15 protein-coding genes are annotated in these 19,228 nt (G+C 63.3%); 7 read left to right on the top strand and 8 right to left on the bottom strand.

The genetic code is table 11. The annotated features are described in order from the left end of the window. Positions 1–33 precede the first annotated feature (33 nt). From LQ232_RS13085 to hemH, 3 genes are all read left to right on the top strand, one after another. Entirely contained in the window at positions 34–972 is a 939-nt protein-coding gene (locus tag LQ232_RS13085; protein WP_256450048.1) for an adenylate/guanylate cyclase domain-containing protein, read from the top strand. Positions 973–1,038: 66 nt separating this feature from the next. Beyond that, complete coding sequence (locus tag LQ232_RS13080) at positions 1,039–4,677, top strand: PAS domain S-box protein (protein ID WP_230180791.1); 3,639 nt, start codon at positions 1,039–1,041, stop codon at positions 4,675–4,677. Further along, positions 4,674–5,771 (top strand): ferrochelatase, encoded by a 1,098-nt coding sequence (hemH, locus tag LQ232_RS13075; protein ID WP_230180790.1) that lies wholly within the window; start codon positions 4,674–4,676, stop codon positions 5,769–5,771. Before LQ232_RS13080 ends, hemH begins: the two co-directional genes overlap by 4 nt. Here the strand turns inward: hemH and LQ232_RS13070 are convergent. Beyond that, on the bottom strand, positions 5,754–6,452 hold the full coding sequence (locus LQ232_RS13070) for a methyltransferase (RefSeq protein WP_230180789.1): 699 nt from the start codon (positions 6,450–6,452) through the stop codon (positions 5,754–5,756). The genes hemH and LQ232_RS13070 overlap by 18 nt on opposite strands. Positions 6,453–6,583: 131 nt before the next feature. Beyond that, positions 6,584–7,555 (bottom strand): GlxA family transcriptional regulator, encoded by a 972-nt coding sequence (locus tag LQ232_RS13065; protein WP_230180788.1) that lies wholly within the window; start codon positions 7,553–7,555, stop codon positions 6,584–6,586. 81 nt (positions 7,556–7,636) lie between these two features. Between LQ232_RS13065 and LQ232_RS13060 the strand changes: the two genes are divergently transcribed. Together LQ232_RS13060 and LQ232_RS13055 are read left to right on the top strand one after the other, a co-directional pair. After that, the gene (locus LQ232_RS13060; RefSeq protein ID WP_230180787.1) at positions 7,637–8,551 is read left to right on the top strand and encodes a glutathione S-transferase family protein; all 915 of its coding nucleotides are present in this window, start codon (positions 7,637–7,639) and stop codon (positions 8,549–8,551) included. Beyond that, positions 8,548–9,324 carry a glutathione S-transferase family protein gene (locus tag LQ232_RS13055; protein ID WP_230180786.1) on the top strand — a complete coding sequence of 259 codons (777 nt, stop codon included), beginning with the start codon at positions 8,548–8,550 and terminating at the stop codon, positions 9,322–9,324. Before LQ232_RS13060 ends, LQ232_RS13055 begins: the two co-directional genes overlap by 4 nt. On the opposite strand, the gene LQ232_RS13050 is transcribed toward LQ232_RS13055, so the two are convergent. The 6 genes from LQ232_RS13050 to LQ232_RS13025 form a co-directional block, all read right to left on the bottom strand. Beyond that, complete coding sequence (locus tag LQ232_RS13050; protein ID WP_230180785.1) at positions 9,291–11,828, bottom strand: EAL domain-containing protein; 2,538 nt, start codon at positions 11,826–11,828, stop codon at positions 9,291–9,293. The two genes, LQ232_RS13055 and LQ232_RS13050, sit on opposite strands and share 34 nt — an antisense overlap. Before the next feature lie 100 nt (positions 11,829–11,928). Next, complete coding sequence (rmuC, locus tag LQ232_RS13045) at positions 11,929–13,395, bottom strand: DNA recombination protein RmuC (RefSeq protein ID WP_230180784.1); 1,467 nt, start codon at positions 13,393–13,395, stop codon at positions 11,929–11,931. Between the two features lie 74 nt (positions 13,396–13,469). Beyond that, positions 13,470–14,102 carry a CoA transferase subunit B gene (locus LQ232_RS13040; protein WP_230180783.1) on the bottom strand — a complete coding sequence of 211 codons (633 nt, stop codon included), beginning with the start codon at positions 14,100–14,102 and terminating at the stop codon, positions 13,470–13,472. A 2-nt stretch (positions 14,103–14,104) separates the two neighbouring features. Further along, positions 14,105–14,812 carry a CoA transferase subunit A gene (locus LQ232_RS13035; RefSeq protein WP_230180782.1) on the bottom strand — a complete coding sequence of 236 codons (708 nt, stop codon included), beginning with the start codon at positions 14,810–14,812 and terminating at the stop codon, positions 14,105–14,107. Between the two features lie 97 nt (positions 14,813–14,909). Continuing rightward, a complete protein-coding gene (locus tag LQ232_RS13030; RefSeq protein ID WP_230180781.1) occupies positions 14,910–15,380 on the bottom strand; it encodes a thioesterase family protein in 471 nt (156 codons plus the stop codon). A gap of 31 nt (positions 15,381–15,411) precedes the next feature. Beyond that, positions 15,412–16,197 carry an SDR family oxidoreductase gene (locus LQ232_RS13025; protein WP_230180780.1) on the bottom strand — a complete coding sequence of 262 codons (786 nt, stop codon included), beginning with the start codon at positions 16,195–16,197 and terminating at the stop codon, positions 15,412–15,414. A gap of 209 nt (positions 16,198–16,406) precedes the next feature. Between LQ232_RS13025 and LQ232_RS13020 the strand changes: the two genes are divergently transcribed. Next, the gene (locus tag LQ232_RS13020; protein WP_230180779.1) at positions 16,407–18,095 is read left to right on the top strand and encodes an electron transfer flavoprotein-ubiquinone oxidoreductase; all 1,689 of its coding nucleotides are present in this window, start codon (positions 16,407–16,409) and stop codon (positions 18,093–18,095) included. A 9-nt stretch (positions 18,096–18,104) separates the two neighbouring features. Continuing rightward, positions 18,105–19,226 carry a beta-ketoacyl-ACP synthase III gene (locus tag LQ232_RS13015; RefSeq protein WP_230180778.1) on the top strand — a complete coding sequence of 374 codons (1,122 nt, stop codon included), beginning with the start codon at positions 18,105–18,107 and terminating at the stop codon, positions 19,224–19,226. Positions 19,227–19,228 lie beyond the last annotated feature (2 nt).

Raw genomic sequence — 19,228 nt, 5'->3', positions numbered from 1 at the left:
ACCGGCTGACCACCTGAGCCAACATACCGAGCTATGGGAACCACCAAGGAATGTGCCGTCATGTTTGCCGATCTTCGCGGCAGCACGGCCTTGTATTTGCGCCTTGGCAACAAGGAGGCCGCCACGGTGGTCACGCACAGCCTGGCCATGCTTGGGCAGATCGTGGCCAAGGGTGGCGGCCGGGTCGTCAAGACCCTGGGCGATGGCCTGATGGCGGTGTTTGACGACGCCGAGCGCTCGGTTGAGGCCGCCGCCAGCGCCCAGGACTCGCTGGAACGCCTGGCCCCCTTGCCCAGGGACGGCCTGCCCAGCAAGGCCACCGCCCTGAAGATGAAAGTGGCCCTGGCCTGGGGCGAGATCGTGGAGGTGGACAGTGATTGCTTTGGCGATGCCGTCAATGTGGCCGCCCGACTGATCGACCTGGCTGGCGACAACGAAACGCTGGCCACCGGCCCCTTGATCCGCGAGCTGCCTTCGGATCAGCAAGAGCGCTTTCGCAGCATCGACCGCCTCCACCTGCGCGGCCGCAAAGAACCGGTGCCCGTGCTGCGCATGGAAAGCCGCAAATTTGGCGACACCGAATCCACCATGATGATGGGCGCCGAAAGCACCGACATGCCGGACGGCGTGCGCCTGACCTGGCTGGGCACCGAGCGCATCTTCTCGACCGCGAGCATGCCGCTGACCCTGGGTCGCAGTCCTCAGGCGTCTTTCTGCGTCAGCGATGCCCGCGTGTCGCGCTCGCATGTGCGCATCGAATCACACAGCGGCCACATCTACCTGAGTGATCTCAGCTACAACGGCACGCACGTCAAGTTCGACCACGATGACCAGATCCTGACCTTGCGCCGCGGCACCTGCACCTTGCATGGCAGTGGCGTGATCTGCATGGGGTCTCCCCCCACGGACGCCACCGCGACCCAGATTCATTTCGAAGTGTTGAGCTTTTCTGACACTTTGCCTCAGTGCTGACGCTTAGACACATCTGAGCACGCATGGGTTAGAGTGATTCGTTGCCGTCCCACCCATGACGACCGCATGACCCTCAATGCAGTTCCACCCGATGAATCCGCGCGACTAGCGCTGTTGAGCGCCAGCAAGCTGCTGGACTCCGAGGTCGACCCCGCGTTCGACGCTTTGACACGCCTGCTGGTCGCCCAATTGGACTGCCCCGTGGCCATGATCAACCTGATCGACAGCCATCGACTGTGGGCCATGGCCCGAATCGGGATAGAGCAACGCCAGTTCTCTCGGCTGGACGCCTTTTGCGCCACCACCATTGGGCAGGCCGATGTGTTGGTCATCCCCGACACGCAGAACGACCCGAGGTTCACCAACAACGATTGGGTTACCGGACCACCACACGCCCGCTTTTACGCGGGCGTTCCTTTGATGGTGCAAGGTCAAGCACTGGGCACGGTTTGCGTGCTGGCCACCCAGCCCCGCGAGTTGTCCGCCCAGCAATTGCAGAGCCTGCGAGATCTGGGCATGACCGCCAGCGCGCTGGTTGAAGCTCGCCTGAGCACACAGCGCTTTCGGAAACTGGAAGCGCGTGTTCGCACGGCCAGCCTGGCCGGCAGCGATTGGCTGTGGGAGACCAATGACCAGGGCATCATCCAATGGGTCTCGGCCAGCCTGATGCAACACACAGGCCTGAACCCATCGACCGAAGTAGGCCTGAAGGCCAAAGACCTCTACACCCCCCGCAACGACGACACCCGCGCCTCCTGGGATCGCTTCCTGGCTGCGCGGGCCCGGCGCGAGCCTTTCAGCAACGCCATCGCCGACCGCATGACCCCGCGTGGCCAGATCACCGTGAGCATCAGTGGCACGCCGGTGTTCAACCACGCAGGGCGGTTCATGGGCTACCGGGGGGCCAGCAGCAACATCACCCGCCAGATCAACGAAGAGCAGCAAAGCCGCCAGGCCGACCTTTTGCTCAGGCAAGCCATCGAGTCATTCAACGCCGGGGTGATGATCCGCGGACCAGACGGGCGCATCCTGCTCAGCAACAGCAGTTGGCGCAGGCGCATGAGCGCGGATCCCGTTGAGGGCATGTTGTGGGCCGATCTGCTGCGCAAACGCATTGCCGAGGGCCTTTACCCCGATGCCGTTGGGCGCGAAGACGACTTCTTCGAGTGGCGCATGCGCCTGGTCGATCAGCCCGAGCCGCAAGAGATCCGCCTGGACAATGGTTGGGTCTTGTCCAAGGAGCAGCGGTTGCCCGATGGCAGCATCGTGCACTTCTCGATCGGCATCAGCGAAACCAAGCGGCATGCCGCGGCCCTGGCCGTGCAACAAAAAGCGCTTGAAGAATCCCAGGCTCGACTGACCTCGGTGCTGAGGGCCTTGCCTGATCTCTGGTTTGTGATTGATGATCAAGGCCGCTACGAGGCCGCTCATGAAGAGCATGCCCTGCTGGTCCGCCCGTTCAGTGAATTGAAGGGCAAGCCTTTTGGCGCCGCCATGCCGCCTGAGCTGGCCGAGCGCGAGGCACAGGCCATCGCCCGGGCCCATGAAACGGGCTTGCCGCAACGCCTTGACTACAGCCTGGCGCTGGACGGTGGCTTGAGGCATTTCGAGGCGCGCCTGACGCCCATGCCTGACAAGCACACCCTCTTCCTGACGCGGGACATGACCGAACGCATGGTGGCCGCCGAGAAGCTGCGGGTCAGCGAAGAGCTGTACCGATCGGTGGCCTCGTCCATCAGCGATGGCCTGATCGTGGTGCAACTGGATGGCCGCGTGGTGGCCATCAACCAGGCGGGCTGCCGCATCCTGGGCGTGCAATCCCATGAGCTGCTCAACCTGAACACCAGCGATGCCTTGGGCTACGACCTCTTGACGGATGATTTGCTGCAGACCTTGCCGCGTGAGCAGTGGCCGGTGATTGCCACCATCCGGACCGGGCAGCGCCAGGATGACCGCGTGTACCCCCTGCGCCGCCGCGATGGTGTGGTGGTCTGGGTTCAGATCAGCAGCCACCTGCTGCGTGTCAACACCCATGCGCAGCCCTTCGCCGTGGTGGCCACCTTCCGGGACATCACCCAGGAACGCCAGGCCGCACAAGCCTTGGCCGTGAGTGAGGAGCGCTGGAAGTTCGCCCTGGATGGCGCGGGAGACGGCGTGTGGGATTGGGACGCCACCGCCGACCGCATCTTTTACTCGCAGCGCTGGAAAGCGATGCTGGGCTACGAAGACCATGAGATCGGTGACCTGGTCAGCGAGCTGACAGGCCGCATCCACCCCGAGGATCGCCAAGCTGTGGTGGCTGCTCTGAGCGACTACATGGAACATGATCAAGGCCTGTTCCAGGCCGAGTTCCGCATGCGCCATAAATTGGGCCACGACGTGTGGATCCTGTCGCGCGGCAAGATCGTCAGCCGTGATGCGCAAGGACACCCCGTGCGCCTGGTGGGCACGCATTCGGACATCACCCCCATCAAGCGGGCCGAGCAAGTCTTGCGGGAAAAGCAGTCGGCCGAGGCGGCCAGCGCGGCCAAGAGCGAGTTCCTGTCCCGCATGAGCCACGAGATCCGCACGCCGCTGAACGCGGTGAACGGCTTTGCACAATTGCTCAAGCTGCAACTGGCCAACACCGCCGCTGCGTCAACACACCTCAGTTTCGTGGACCAGATCCTGCACGGCAGCCAACACCTGATGGCGCTGGTCAACGACGTGCTGGATCTGCAAAAGGTGGAAGCCGGCATCCTGACCCTCAAACCCGAACCCCTGACGCTGTTGGGCGAGGTGCAGCAATGTGCCGCCATGCTGGGCCCGCTGGCCTCGCAACGCGGCATTTCCCTGCAGGTTGATGTGGATCCGACTTACCAGGTCAACGCCGATCGCCAACGTCTGCGTCAGATCCTGATGAACATCGGCTCGAACGCCATCAAGTACAACCAGGCTGGCGGTTCGGTCTGGTTTGACACCGAAGCACGCAGCGATGGCGGCATCGCCCTGGCCATCCGGGACACCGGGCCCGGCATGAGCCCCCAGCAACTGGGCAAGCTGTTTCAACCCTTTGAACGCCTGGGCCGAGAAACCTCGTCCATCGAAGGTTCTGGACTAGGACTTATCATCACGCGCTCGCTGATCGAAGCCATGGGGGGTAGCATGGAAATTCGAAGTCAACCAGGCTCGGGGACACGGGTCAACATCGTCATGCCAGCGGCGGCCAATGGCCTCCTGTCAAATGCTGGCGACACAACCAATACGCACATGGACAAACCCGATGGCGATGCAAGAATCGCCAATACACCCCGCGAGGGCCCCTGCGCGGAGCAGACACCCCTTCACGTGCTGTACGTCGAAGACAACCGCATCAACGCGATGCTGTTCGAGGAGGCCTTGCGCCCTTACCCACAGCTGAGCCTGGAGATCGCCGAGGACGGTCAGATGGCCCTGTCCATGGCCAGGGACAAAGCACCCGATGTGCTGGTGCTGGACGCCCATTTGCCCGGCATGTCCGGATTTGACGTGTTGCGCGCCTTGCGCACCCTGCCCTTGCTGGAAAACACGCCCGCCTTCATGTGCTCGGCCGATGCCATGCCCGACGATGTGGCCCGCGCCACGGCGGCCGGTTTTGCAGGTTATTGGACCAAACCCATTGACATCCAGCAGGTGACTTCGGTTTTGTGCAAACTGGCGGACAGGGGTGACAATGCACCCCCATGACTTTTGCCACTGAACCCCGTTTTCAACACGGGCAAGCTCCCCGGACTGGCGTGTTGCTGGTCAACCTGGGCACCCCGGAGTCGCCCACACCCGCGGCCCTGCGCCGCTACCTTGGCCAGTTCCTGAGCGACCCCCGCGTGGTGGAGATCCCGCGCGCGATCTGGTGGCTCATCCTGCACGGCATCGTGCTGCGCGTGCGCCCCGCCAAGTCGGCCGCGAAGTACGCCAGCATCTGGACCACTGGAGGCTCGCCCCTGCGCGTGTGGACCGAAAAGCAAACCACCCTGCTGCAAGGCTTCATGGGCGAGCAAGGTCATGACCTCATCGTGAAGCATGCGATGCGCTATGGGCAGCCCAGCATTGCCAGCCAGATGGATGCGTTCAAGGCTGAAGGCGCAACCCGCATCCTGATCGTGCCGCTTTACCCGCAATACTCGGGTGCCACCACCGCCAGCGTGATGGACGATGTGTTTGATTGGGGCAAGCGCGTGCGCCATCTGCCCGAGTTGCGCACCGTTGCGCGGTTTCACGATGATGCGGGCTACATCGATGCCTTGGCTGCCAGCGTGCAAGCCCACTGGGCCAGCCATGGCCGTGCCGGCAAGCTGGTGATGAGCTTCCATGGCATGCCCGAGCGCACCTTGCACCTGGGCGACCCTTACCACTGCGAATGCCTTAAAACAGGCCGCTTGCTGGCCGAACGCCTGGGTCTGAAAGCCGATGAACACGTGGTCACCTTCCAAAGCCGCTTTGGCAAGGCAAAGTGGCTGGAGCCCTACACCGAGCCCACCCTGCGCGCACTGGCCAAGGCCGGCACACAACGCGTTGATGTGATCTGCCCAGGCTTCGTGGGCGATTGCATCGAGACGCTGGAAGAGATCGCGATGGAGGGCAAGGAGGCCTTCCTGACCAGCGGTGGCCAGGAGTTCAACTACATCCCCTGCCTGAACGACCGCCTGGAGTGGATCCGGGCATTGAGCCAGTTGGTGGGCCGGCATTTGCAAGGCTGGCCAACCCAGCGTGCTGCGCAACCTTCACCTTCAGTGCTCGCCGCGCAGCGCGAACGGGCCAAGGCCTCAGGCGCAAAGCAGTGAGCGTTGGCGCTTGAAATGCAGCATGCGGCCCCGGTACGGCTCGCTGGCTGACACGGCGCTGTCCAGGTTGGTCATGGCGTAGTCAAAGCCCAGTGCTTGCATGTGCTGGGTGAAGCGCGAACGGTGGCCGCGGTTGGGATCCACGATCACGATCTCGACCGCGTCGGCCGAGTGCCGATCAATGAAGTCGGACAATTGCTGGGGATGGTTGCGCTCGTAGAGCACATCGCTGCCAATGATCAGATCGAACTGGCCCAAGCCCGCATTGGCCGTGGTCCATTGCCCTGTGAGGTACTTCATCACCGGCAAGGCGTTGAGCAAGAGGTTGGCCTGCAGAAAGGTCTCGGCCAAAGGATGGCAATCGCTGGCGGTGACATCGGCCAGGCGGCGGTGGGCCACCAGGCTGGCCAGACCCAAGCCACAACCGATCTCCAGGATGCGTTTGCCCGCCAGATCGTTGCGCTGTTGCATGGCCCCGGCCAGGCGCTGGGCCGAGGGCCACAACATGCCAAACAGAGGCCAGGTGGCCGCCGAGATGCCTTGCGCTTGCGCCGCGCCGTCCGGGTCGAAGAACTGCTGGCGGTCCAGCAGAGATCGGATCTGCAAGTCATCACCGCCCTCGATGGCCACGGATTGGAACTTGACCTGGTAACCCAGGTCGGGCGGGGCGACGGCGGTCATGCAAGGCTCCAGACGCGGCATGGTGGCCGCTGACGTCGGATACCCATCGTTCGGATCGAACAGGCACGACGCCACGAATGGGCAATGCAGGACGAGGCGTAAGAGAGGAAGGGAAGAAGGAAGCCCGGACTCTACACCCGGCGTTGACGTTGACGGTAAGCCGCAGGCGTCATGCCGGTGATTTTCTTGAACAAGCGGCCAAATGCCACGCGGTCCTGGTAGCCCACCTGGGCCGCGATGTCCTGCACTGGCAGCTTGTCGGCCTCCAACAGATCCTTGCCGCGCTCGATGCGCACGGTCTGCTGGTATTGGATGGGCGTCATGCCTGTGGCGGCCAGGAAACGCCGCTGCAAGGTGCGCACGCTGACGTGGATCTGGCTGGCCAGTTCATCCAGGGTCAGGCTTTGGGCGTGGTGCTCGGTGATGTGGGCCTGCAGCTTGCGCACATCAGCATCGGCGTGCTGGCGCCAGCCTTGGGGCGGTGCGTACAAGGTCTGCGGCCCGCGCTGCACATCGGTCACCAGCATCCGGGCCAGCTCTCGGGCGGTGTCGCGCCCTGCCAGCAACTGCACCACGTACAAGCAGGCGTCGACGGCCGCCAGAGAACCACCTGAGCAGATGAAGTTGCCATCGTGAGTGAGGTTCTCGGATGGGGTCAAGCGCACACTCGGAAAGCGCTCGTGAAAACCATCGGCCAGCATCCAGTGGGTGGTGGCCTGGCGCTCGTTCAAACGCCCGCTGGCCGCCAGCAGGTAGGCGCCGGTGCACATCGTGGCCACCAGCACCTGGGGCGGCAAAGCCCGCAGTGCCTGGATCAACGAAGGGTTGTCGGCCACAGCCGCATCGCCATGCGCCCACAGGGATGGGATGACGACCACATCCATGCCGGCCATGGCAGACAGGTCACAATCCATCATCAAAGCGCCATCGGGGTGCGGCACGGGCTGACCGTCATGGCTGATGCGCGACAGGGCGAAACGGTGGGTCCCGGGGACCTGGTTCGCCATGCGGAAGGTGTCGAACACCAAGCCCACACTGGCCAGGCTGTGGTGGCGGCACACGTAAACGCCCACCCAGTGAACCCGCTTCGTCACATTGACCATATCAGCATCAAAGATGTCCAAAACGCCAATTTTAGAGGCAGCCCCCAACGGCCACAATGGCCCGACTTGAGAAAGGCCCCCATGAGCGACCTGGTTCTGCACCACTACAACGAATCCCCTTATGCCGAGAAGATCCGCGCGCTGTTGGGCTACAAGGGTTTGAGCTGGCGATCGGTCATGGTGCCGCGCATCGCCCCCAAGCCGGACATGGTGGCGCTGACCGGCGGGTACCGCAAAGTGCCGGTGCTGCAGATTGGCGCCGATGTGTTTTGCGACACGCGGCTGATCGCCTGGGAGCTGGAACGCGTGGCGCCCGCACCTTCGGCCAAGGCGGAGCCGGGCTGGAACGACATCGTCGAACATTGGGTGGACCTGAACCTGTTTGGCAAGGCCGTGGCCTACACCTTTGGCAAGAACGTGGACCACCTGCCTGACGAGTTCCTGGCCGACCGAGCCGCCTTGCGCGGTGCGCCGCTGGACCGTGAAGCACTCAAGCGTGCAGTGCCCTTGGTCGAGCAAGAACTGGCCACCCATGTGGCCTGGGTTGAAAGCGGTTTGGCAGCCCAGGCTTTCGTCAACGGCGCGGTGCCAGGCAGTGCCGATTTCACTTTGTATTCAACCTTGTGGTTCGCGCGCAATGGCCGCTTCGACTTTGGCCGCTTCCCGGCCACCGCCGCCTGGATGGACCGCATGAAGGCATTTGGCCACGGCGAACGCACGGACATGACGGCCGATGAGTCCATTGCCCTGGCCGCCGCGCATGAACCGGCCGCCCTCACCTACGACAGCGTCTCGCCCGATGCTGGTGGCCTGGCCATCGGCCAGCGCGTGAGCGTCGCCCCCGAGTTGTTGGGCCATGGCACGGCCGTGCAAGGCGAGCTGGTGGGCATCAACGCGCAGCGCCTGACCCTGGTGCAGCACAGCGAACGCGCTGGCCGGGTGCACATCCATTTTCCCCGAGTGGGCTACCGCATCCGTGAAGTGAAACCATCATGAGCTGGACCTTGTACACCTTCGCCATGTCGCACTACAGCGAGAAGATCCGTTGGACGCTGGACTTTTCACGCATCGACTACCAGGAAGTGCGCATGACGCCCGTCTTCCACATGGCGCCAGCGTTGATCATGGGCAGGCGTGGCCAGACCACCCTGCCGATCCTGAAGACGCCCGACGTCACCATCCAGGACAGCAGCCGCATCTTGCTGTGGCTGGAAAAATCCCGGGCGCCCCTGCCCTTGATCCCCAAAGTGTCAAGCCAGGACATCCACGCGGTTGAGCGGCACTTCGACGCCATTGGCAAGAATGTGGCGCGCTTTCTGTATGCCCGCAGTTTTGGATCGGGCGATGCGCACATCGTCAAACTGTGGACCGACGACGCCACGCCGATCAAGGCAGCCTTTGTGCGCGCGGCCTATCCCATCATCCGTTGGGGTTTCAAGCGCAAGCTGAACATCACGCCCAAGGGTGCAGCACGGGCTCAAAAGCGCATCACCGAGGTGATCGACTGGCTGGAGGGGCAACTCAGCGATGGGCGCACCTACCTGGTGGGGCAAACGTTCACGGCGGCCGACATCACCGCGGCATCACTGCTGGCGCCAATTGCCTGCCCCAGCCAGCACCCGGTGTATGGCGATCCGGCCTACCAGCGCGCCATGGCCGGCGCCACCGCACCTTGGCGTGATCGCCCGGCCCTGCAGTGGGTGCGCAAGATGTACGAGCTGCACCGAGGCGTCATTCAGACCGAGGCCACGTCGCGCAAGGCGGCCTGAGCACGGTCGATCCGGGGCTGTTGGTCTTGAAGCCACTGCCTCGCCTGGGCGGCCTCCAGAGGCCGGCTGAACACAAAGCCCTGGATGACGTCGCAGTCGTGCTGGGCCAGCCATTCGACGCTGTCTTCTTGCTCAACGCCTTCGATGGTCACGGTCAAGCCCAGACGGTGGCCCACGTCGATCATGGCTTTGAGGACCTCCTGCTTGCGTTCTGACACGGCCAGGTCGGTCACGAAGCTGCGGTCCACCTTCATCTCGTCCAACGGCAACTCCTGCAAGATGGCCAGTGAGGAATAGCCCGTGCCGAAGTCGTCCAGCGCGATCTGCACGCCATGACGGCGCAGAGCCGACAAGGTGCCCAGGGCACGCTCACGGTCGCTCAAGGCGGCCGACTCGGTCACCTCCAGGATCAGGCGTTCAGCTGGGCAGTTTTCTTCGCGCAAGACGGCCAGCACCTGCTCCACGAAGCGGGGAGTGGCCAGGTCGAAAGCCGAGATGTTGACCGACACGCGCACCGAGGCATCGGGCAAGGTCAGCAGGAACCGGGCAGCCTCGCGGATGGCCCACATGGTGAGGCGGTTGATGGCGCCCGTGGCTTCCGCCTCGGCGATGAAGGCGCCGGGCGGGATCATGCCGCGCGCCGGATGACGCCAGCGCACCAACGCTTCAAACGATTTGGTTTTGCGCGAAGGCAAGTCCACCTTGGGCTGGTAGTGCAGCACCAGCTCGCCCCGCACGATGGCGCCTTCCAGGTCCAGCGTCAGGCCATACGACAGCTGCTCACGTTTCATGCGCTCGGCATCGAACATCACCACGCGCTGGTGGGCGGTGCTCCATTGCAAAGCCACCCGCGCTTCGTCGATCATGTCGTGCGCCAGGGGCTGGTCGGATGGCGTGCACGACACCCCCACATGCGGATCCCAGGCAATGAACAGGCCGTCTTGCTCATAGCGGTGCGTCAGGAAAGCCGTCAGCTCGGCCGTGACCGCCTTGGGCGGCTGCCCGACGGACGCGAAGGCCAGCGTGCCGTCGTCCAGCGCTGCCACGTGCAAAGCGTCTTCCACCGGCAGCAGGTGGAGGTCGTCGCGGCCCTTGAGCCACAGGGCAATGTCCTGCGCATAGCCTTCCACCAGCCGGGCCAGGCGCTCACGCGGCAAGATGGATTCCAGGAACGACAGGCGATTGAGCCGAATCACCCACAGCGACAGCACCGAGGACGGCGCTGAAAGCGTTGCGCGCCGAAGGGCTTCGTCCAGCAAAGCCTGGTTGGGCAGGCCATAACGCAGGTGGTGCGTGGCCACGTGGCGCAGCTCTGATTCAAAGGCCAGGCGCTGCTCCAGTTCACGGGTGTGTGCCAGTTGCGTGCGGACACTTTGCTCGCGTTCCACGCGCATCCGGTAAGCCAAGGCCACGGCCAGGCTCAGTGCCTTGACCACGCTGGCAAACAAGGCCGCCAGGCGCGCGCTGGGGCCCAGCCAGCCCAGCACGCCGCCCAACACGCCCATCAATCCCAGGGCCTGGGCGCCCACGCCCACGGCCAGGATCCGCGGTAGATGGCCCCCGCCCCAATGCCTCAGGCACAAGGTCACCAGCGTCAACAGGTACACCAAGGGCAGCACATTGACCGCGGTGCCCAAGGGCTGGCTCATCGGGGTGGTCACCGCCAAAAGCATCAGTGTTGATGCGGTCGCCACCACGAGTCGGACCAGGATTTTCTCAAAGCGGGCCAGCGGCAGGATTTTGCCCACCACCACCGTCCCGGCGATGCAAGCGGTCAAAGTCCACATGAAGGGCGGCAGGTTCAACCCAGGGTGCGTGGGCCACAGGAACTCGAAGGCATCGCCCTCACCGGCCAACGTGCCCATCAACACGGGGACCAGCTCGATCACCAGAAGGATGGCAGCCGGGATGCGGTTGACCAGCAAGCCCACCACACCGCACACCACCACCAGCAACACCGCGCCATAGCCCAGGAACTTCGTCATGGCCACGGTGCGCTCAATGGCCCAGAAGTGGTCGGGATGCCAGTACTCGAAGGCCACCAGGTTCGCGCCCTTGTTGCGCAGGTAGCAGTGCACGTCCAGGGTTTCGCCGGCTTGCCAAGTCAAAGGCAGGATGAAGCGGGGATGGAGCACAGGCCGCTCGGCATAAGGTCGATGGTCACCCAGGCGGTAGGTGATGGGTGCACGGCTTGGCGAGCTGACCACGCAGTCCAGCCAATCGGTGAAGGGCTCGGCGACCGCCAACCAAGCCGACGTGGGGTTTTGAGATGGGTTGGACAAGCGGGCCCAGGTCCACACGCCTTCGCCCCGGAAACCCAGAGGGCGGATGCCCCGGCGCTGGCTTGCCCAGTTTTCGGCATCGGACGGCACCCGGACAGGCTGCGTTTCTGAAGCGGCCTGGGCGGGCCGCCAGATCGCAATGGGCACTTGCTCGCCAAGCCCCTGCAGCGCCGACACATCGGCGATGCCAGGACCCGGCTGTGCAGCATGGGCCAGAGCCACGCTGCACCACCACAAGAAAACCACCCACAAAATCCGCGTCACCGAACACCTTGTTGGTTGAAGGCAACCCTGGTTATCGGCGGTTTTTCAGCAAACTTGATCAGGGTAATTCGGGCGCGCCCTCGTCGGCGTCCAGCGGGTTCTCAACCGGCAGCAAGGCCTGGGCTTGCGCATCGGGCATGGACTCCACACTCTTGAGCGCGCGGCCCATCATGCGAGTGCGCGTTTCAACGGACGAAATCGTGTTACCCGCTTCTTCCAGCTTCTTCTTGGTCTTGGCCAGCACGTCGCCGAACTTGGCGAACTCCGTCTTGACCGCGCCCAGCACTTGCCACACCTCGGACGAGCGCTGCTCCAGAGCCAAGGTGCGGAAACCCATCTGCAGGCTGTTGAGCGTGGCCAACAAAGTGGTGGGGCCCGCCAACATGACGCGGTGCTCGCGTTGCAGCGCCTCGAACAAACCGGGACGGCGCAAGGCCTCGGCGTACAGGCCTTCGGTCGGCAAGAAGAGGATGGCGAAATCGGCAGTGTGTGGCGGGGCAAGGTACTTCTCGGCGATGGTGCGGGCCTCGATGCGCAGGCGTTGCTCGATCGCTTTGCCCGCGGCCTCTACCGCGCCCACGTCGGCGCGCTCTTGGGCATCCAGCAAGCGTTCATAGTCTTCACGCGGGAACTTGGCATCCAGCGGCAACCACAAGGGCGCGGAGCCCGGCGCGCCGCGCCCCGGCAGGCGGATGGCAAATTCAACCCGGGCGCCACTGCCGGGCACGGTCTCGACGTTGACGGCGTACTGCTCGGGCGTGAAGACCTGTTCCAGCAAGCCGGCCAACTGCACCTCACCAAAGATGCCGCGTGTCTTGACGTTGTTCAGCACGCGGTTGAGCGAGCCCACATCACTGGCCAGGCGCTGCATTTCGCCCAGGCCACGGTGCACCAGCTCCAGGCGATCGGCCACTTGCTTGAAGCTTTCGCCCAGCCTGGCCTCCAAGGTGGCATGGAGTTTTTCGTCCACCGTCTGGCGCATCTGCTCCAGCTTCTTTTCGTTGTCGGCCTGCAGGGCCTGAAGGCGCGTGTCGACCGTATTCCGCACTTCGATCAGGCGGCGCTCGTTGGTGTCAGACAGCTGCCGCAGTTGCTCATTGAGCGTGTCAGAGAAGCGCTTGAAGGCGGACTCTTGCGTCTCACGGGTGGCGTGGGCCTGCTCGGCCAGGGTGGTCGTGGTCTGGCGCAAGGTGTCGCTCAAGGACTGCTGCATCTGCGCCAGCTGCACACGGAAGCTGTCCAGCTGCTCGTTTTGCGTGCGGACCACATCGCCCTGCTGGGCCAGCAAGGTCTGTTGAAAATTGGCCAGGGTCGATCCCAACTCCTGGCGCGTGCCCACGGCGCTTCTTGACACCTCGTCGCGCAGGTTCCGATCCAGTTGATCAGTCTGGTTGCGCAGCTCCTGCTTGAGCTCGTCAGCCGCGCGTTTCAAAGGCGCGTCATCACCACGCCGCGTGGCCAGCCACAGCAACACCAGGGTGTTCAACACCGCCAAAGCCAGCAAAATCCAGTTGATCCAGTTCATCGTGGCATTGTCTCAGACGCACCATGGCAAAGGCCGCCCGGAGGCGGCCTGGTTCAAGTGCAAGCCAACGGCGCTCAGGCGGCCAACACAGGCGCCCCGGTCTTCTCGCGCACCTGCTCCAAGGTCACATCCGGTGCCAGCTCCACGCACTTGAAGCCTTCTGGCGTCACGTCAAGCACGCACAGTTCGGTGATGATGCGGTTGACCACGCCCACGCCCGTCAGGGGCAAAGTACAGGCCTTGAGCAGCTTGTGCTCGTTGCCCTTGGCAGTGTGCTCCATCAGCACGATCACGCGCTTGACACCGGCCACCAGGTCCATGGCCCCGCCCATGCCCTTGACCATCTTGCCAGGGATCATCCAGTTGGCCAGGTCGCCCTTGTCGGACACCTGCATGGCGCCCAGGATCGACAAGTTGATCTTGCCGCCGCGGATCATGGCGAAGCTGTCGTGCGAGCCGAAGATCGACGAGCCGGGAATGGTGGTCACGGTTTGCTTGCCCGCGTTGATCAGATCGGCATCAACCTGGTCTTCGGTCGGGAAAGGGCCGATGCCCAGCATGCCGTTTTCGCTTTGCAGCCAGACATCGATGTCAGGAGACACATGGTTGGCCACTAGCGTGGGCAGGCCGATGCCCAGATTGACGTAGAAGCCATCTTCCAGCTCGGCGGCCGCTTTGGCGGCCATTTGGTCGTGGGTCCAGGGCATGGTCAGACTCCTGCCTTTTCGGTGATGGTGCGTTTCTCGATGCGTTTTTCAGGGTGCGCGTTCACCACGATGCGGTTCACGTAGATGCCAGGCAGGTGCACGCTGTCGGGGTCGATCTCACCGATCTCCAGCAGCTCTTCCACCTCGACGATGGTGACCTTGCCGGCCATGGCCACCGCCGGGTTGAAGTTGCGCGCCGTGCGGCGAAAAATCAGGTTGCCCGACTTGTCGGCCTTGTAGGCCTTGACCAGGGACACCTGGGGCAGCAAGGCGCGCTCCATGACATAAGTTTCGCCATCGAACTCGCGTGTTTCCTTGCCTTCGGCCACCAAGGTGCCCACGCCGGTCTTGGTGAAGAAAGCGGGGATGCCCGCGCCACCTGCACGCAACTTTTCAGCCAGCGTGCCTTGGGGAGTGAACTCGAGCTGCAGCTCGCCGCTCAGGTACTGGCGCTCGAACTCCTTGTTCTCGCCCACGTAGCTGGAAATCATCTTGGTGATCTGACGGGTGTTGAGCAGCTTGCCCAAGCCAAATCCATCAACGCCCGCGTTGTTGGAGATCACCGTCAGGTCCTTGACCCCCGACGCCGCCAGGGCATCGATCAATGCTTCGGGGATGCCGCACAGGCCGAAGCCACCGACCGCCATCAACTGACCGTCCTTGACGATGCCCGCCAACGCGCTGGCCGCATCGGGATAGACCTTGTTCATCCAATCACTCCTTGTTTTCGCTGCACCGCAACATTGCCAGCGTACACCGGGTGACCCGCAAAAATCCAGAGAATTGGACGAAAAACCACCCCTCCAATCACTTGCCTGGTAAAGCGGGCGGTGCCTCGGTGCCGGGCAAGGCCGGGGCCGGTCCCACGATGGCGCGCAAGAAGGGGGGCAGCGGGATGGGCCGCCGTTCAGCCGAGCTGACCCACACCAAGGTGGCGCCACCGGCCGCGCAAATGTCGCCCGGCTCGTCAGCCCGCTCAATGGTCACGTAGGTGTCAAAGCTGGTGCGGCCTGGGTTGGCCACGTACAGCTTGGCGATCACCTGCGCCGGGAACTCCAACTCGCGGTAGAAGTTGCAGAAGGTGTTGGCGATCACAGGGCCTTCGACGCCACTGGTGACAGGGCCGCTCATGGAGGCGATCCACGACACCCGCACTTGCTCCATGTAGCGGAAGTAGACGGTGTTGTTGACGTGCCCGAGGGCGTCCATGTCGCCCCAGTAAACGGGCAAGGTCACATCGTGGACCAGGATCTTGTGTTCAGGAATGTCGAGTCGCATGTGCTGCAAATGGGGCCGCGGCCCCAGTTTTTCAAGCCGCCGTCATGCCATCGTCGGCCGAAATGACAGCGCCATTGATGAAGTCGCTTTGCGGCGCGCACAGGGTCACCAGCAAGGCATCCAGGTCTTTGGCCTGGCCGAGGCGTTTGCGCGGCAGCATGTTGATCAGTTTCTGGCCGGCGTCGCTGTTGAAGTGGCGCGAGTTCAGTTCTGTCTCGATGTAGCCCGGGCAAATGGCGTTGGTGGTGATGCCGAAACGGCCCCACTCCGCCGCCATCACCTTGGTCATGTGGACCACGGCTGCCTTGCTCATGCAATACACGCCGATCATGGGCATGGTGCGCAGGCCGCCAGCCGACGCGATGTTGACGATGCGACCTCCCGTGAAGGTGCCTGGTGCCGAGCCCTGGGCGCGGGCCAGCATGCGCTTGGCCACTTCCTGGGCCGTGAAAAACGCACCACGCGTGTTGGTGTTGAACACGAAGTCGTAGCTGTCGGCCGTCACGTCCTGCAGGCGCTCGGTCGTGCTGACGCCGGAGTTGTTGATCAGGATGTCGATGGCACCGACTTCGGTTTCAGCGTGCGCCACGGCAGCGCGGATGCTGTCGATGTCGGTCACGTCCATACCGACGACGTGGGCGTCGCCACCCGCGGCTTCGATCTCGGCACGCAAGGTTTTGAGCCGCTCGATGCGGCGACCGGCCAACACCACGGCGGCACCGGCCTGTGCCAGGGTCAGCGCGAATTGGGTGCCCAGGCCGCTGGAGGCGCCGGTGATCAGGGCCACGCGGCCAGCCAGGTCAATGTTGTAGCTCATGCTGTGGCAATTCCTCTGCAAGTCTCTCAAGGGTTTTTTGTGGGTTCAGCGCATGGAACCTTAGCACGCGACATGGCGTTTGGCCTCGAAATGCAGATTTTCGAACGATCGTGCTTTTTTCCGGCAAAATGGAAACGCATCACGTTTTAGAATCGCGGACTTAGTCCAGAACAGCAACAACATTCATCCGCCCAGCAGAAGGAAGCACGATGACGCCCCAGGAAATCCTTGAGCAGTTTGGCCCACGCGAATCGATGGAATACGACGTGGTCGTCATCGGCGCCGGCCCGGGCGGTTTGGCCACGGCCATCCGCCTGAAGCAGTTGGCCGCCTCAAGTGGAAAAGAAGTCTCGGTCTGCGTGCTTGAAAAGGGTTCCGAGCCCGGCGCGCACATCCTGTCGGGCGCCGTGATGGACCCCCGCGCCATCACCGAGCTCTTCCCCAACTGGAAGGAACTCGGCGCGCCGTTGAACCAGCCCGTCACCGCCGACGAAGTGCTGTTCATGACCAGCGAAACCGGCGTCTTCAAGACCCCGCAGGCGCTGATCCCCAACAACTTCCACAACGAAGGCAACTACGTCATCAGCCTGGGCAATGTGGTGCGTTGGCTGGGCCAGCAAGCTGAGAGCCTGGGCGTGGAAATCTTCCCTGGGTTTGCCGCCGCTGAAGTGCTCTACAACGCCGACGGCAGCGTCAAGGGCGTGGCCACGGGCAACCTGGGCATCAACAAGCAAGGCGAGCCCACCGACAACTTCCAGCTGGGCATGGAACTGCTGGCCAAGTACACAATCTTCGCCGAAGGCGCGCGTGGCCACCTGGGCAAGCAACTGATCAGCAAGTTCAAGCTGGACGAAGGCAAGGCGCCCCCGAGCTTCGGCATCGGCATCAAGGAGCTGTGGGAAATCGACCCGGCCAAGGCCCAACCTGGCCTGGTGGTGCACACCGCCGGTTGGCCCATGGACTCGCAAACCTTTGGTGGCGGCTTTTTGTACCACCTGGAAGACAACAAGGTCACCCTCGGCCTGGTGGTCGGCCTGGACTACAAGAACCCCTGGTTGAGCCCGTTCGAAGAAATGCAACGCTGGAAGAAACACCCCAGCATCCTCAAGCACATCGAAGGCGGCAAGCGCATCAGCTACGGCGCGCGCGCCATCAACAACGGCGGCCTGCCCAGCCTGCCCAAGACCGTGTTCCCCGGTGGCGCCTTGATCGGCTGCGATGCGGGCTACATGAACGCCTCGCGCATCAAGGGCAGCCACGCGGCCATCAAGTCCGGCATGCTGTGCGCTGAAGCGGCCTTTGCTGCCGTCACATCTGGCCGCCAGTACGACGAACTGCACGCCTACCCCGTCGCGTTCGAGAAGAGCTGGCTGCACGAAGAACTGAACGGTGCAAAGAACTTCAAGACCTGGTTCAAGAAGGGCCTGTACGTCGGCTCGATCATGACCGGCGTCGAACACTGGCTGCTGCCCAAGCTGGGCATGAAAGCGCCACCATGGACTTTGCCTAACCCGGCCGCGGACCACACCTTCCTCAAGCCGGCGGCCGAGTGCGCCAAGATCGACTACCCCAAGCCCGATGGCAAGATCACTTTCGACCGCCTGAGCTCGGTGTTCGTGTCCAACACGAACCATGAAGAGCACCAGCCGGCCCACTTGACGCTGAAGAACAATTCGATCCCGGTCGATGTGAACCTGGCCAAGTACGCGGGTCCTGAATCGCGTTACTGCCCGGCCGGCGTGTACGAGTTCGTCAAGAACGAAGACAACACGGATCGCCTGCAGATCAACGCGCAAAACTGCGTGCACTGCAAGACCTGCGACATCAAGGACCCCACCCAGAACATCGTCTGGGTCACGCCCGAAGGCGGCGGCGGTCCCAACTATGCAGGCATGTAAGGAAGCGCCATGACCAAAGTCGTCATCAGCGGCACGGGGCTGTTCAAGCCTTCCCAGACCATCACCAACGCTGAGCTGGTCGAGTCTTTCAACGCCTACGTCGATCAGCAAAATGCCGCGCATGCCGCCGAGATCGAGGCGGGCGAACGCCCGGCCCTGGCGCACTCCAGCGTCGAGTTCATTGAAAAGGCATCGGGCATCAAGCAGCGCTATGTGATGGACAAGAGCGGCGTGCTGGACCCCAAGCGCATGTACCCGCGCCTGGCCCCACGTGCTGATGACGAACTGTCACTCATGGCCGAGATCGCCGTCCACGCTTCGCGCCAGGCCATGGAACAGGCTGGCAAGGAAGGCAAGGACATCGATGGCGTGATCTGCGCAGCCTCGAACATGCAGCGCGGCTACCCGGCCATGGCCGTGGAGATCCAGCAGGCGCTGGGCGCTGGCGGTTACGGCTTCGACATGAACGTGGCCTGCTCATCGGCCACTTTCGGCATCGAGCAGGCCGTCAATGCGATCCGTGCGGGCACCGCCCGTTGCGTGCTGGTGATCAACCCCGAGATCACCTCGGGCCACCAGGAATGGCGTGACCGCGATTGTCATTTCATTTTTGGCGACGCCTGCACGGCCGTCATCGTGGAGCGCGCGGACACCGCCACCAGCACCGACCAATGGGAAGTGCTGGGCACCAAGCTGGCCACGCAGTTCTCCAACGCCATCCGCAACAACTTCGGCTACATGAACCGTTGCGAAGACACCGACCCCAACGCCCGCGACAAGACTTTCCGCCAGGAGGGCCGCAAGGTGTTCAAGGAAGTGGTGCCGATGGCCGCCGCCCACATCGATGCCCACCTCAAGGACCTGGGGACGCAGCCCTCTGAAGTGCGCCGCTTCTGGCTGCACCAGGCCAACTTGAGCATGAACCAGTTGGTGATCAAGAGACTGATCGGTGGCGAAGCCACCGCAGACATCGCACCGCTGATCCTGGACGAGTTCGCGAACACGTCATCGGCCGGGTCGGTGATTGCCTTCCACGTTCACCACGCCGATCTGAAGCGTGACGACATCGGAGTGATCTGCTCGTTTGGCGCGGGCTACTCGATCGGCAGCGTGGTGTTGCGCAAGCTCTAAGC

Origin of the sequence: Aquabacterium sp. CECT 9606 (assembly GCF_918741295.1) — a bacterium.
Taxonomy (GTDB): domain Bacteria; phylum Pseudomonadota; class Gammaproteobacteria; order Burkholderiales; family Burkholderiaceae_C; genus Aquabacterium.
The sequence above is the reverse complement of the archived record's forward strand: the minus strand, read 5'-3'. Positions and strand labels throughout refer to the sequence as shown.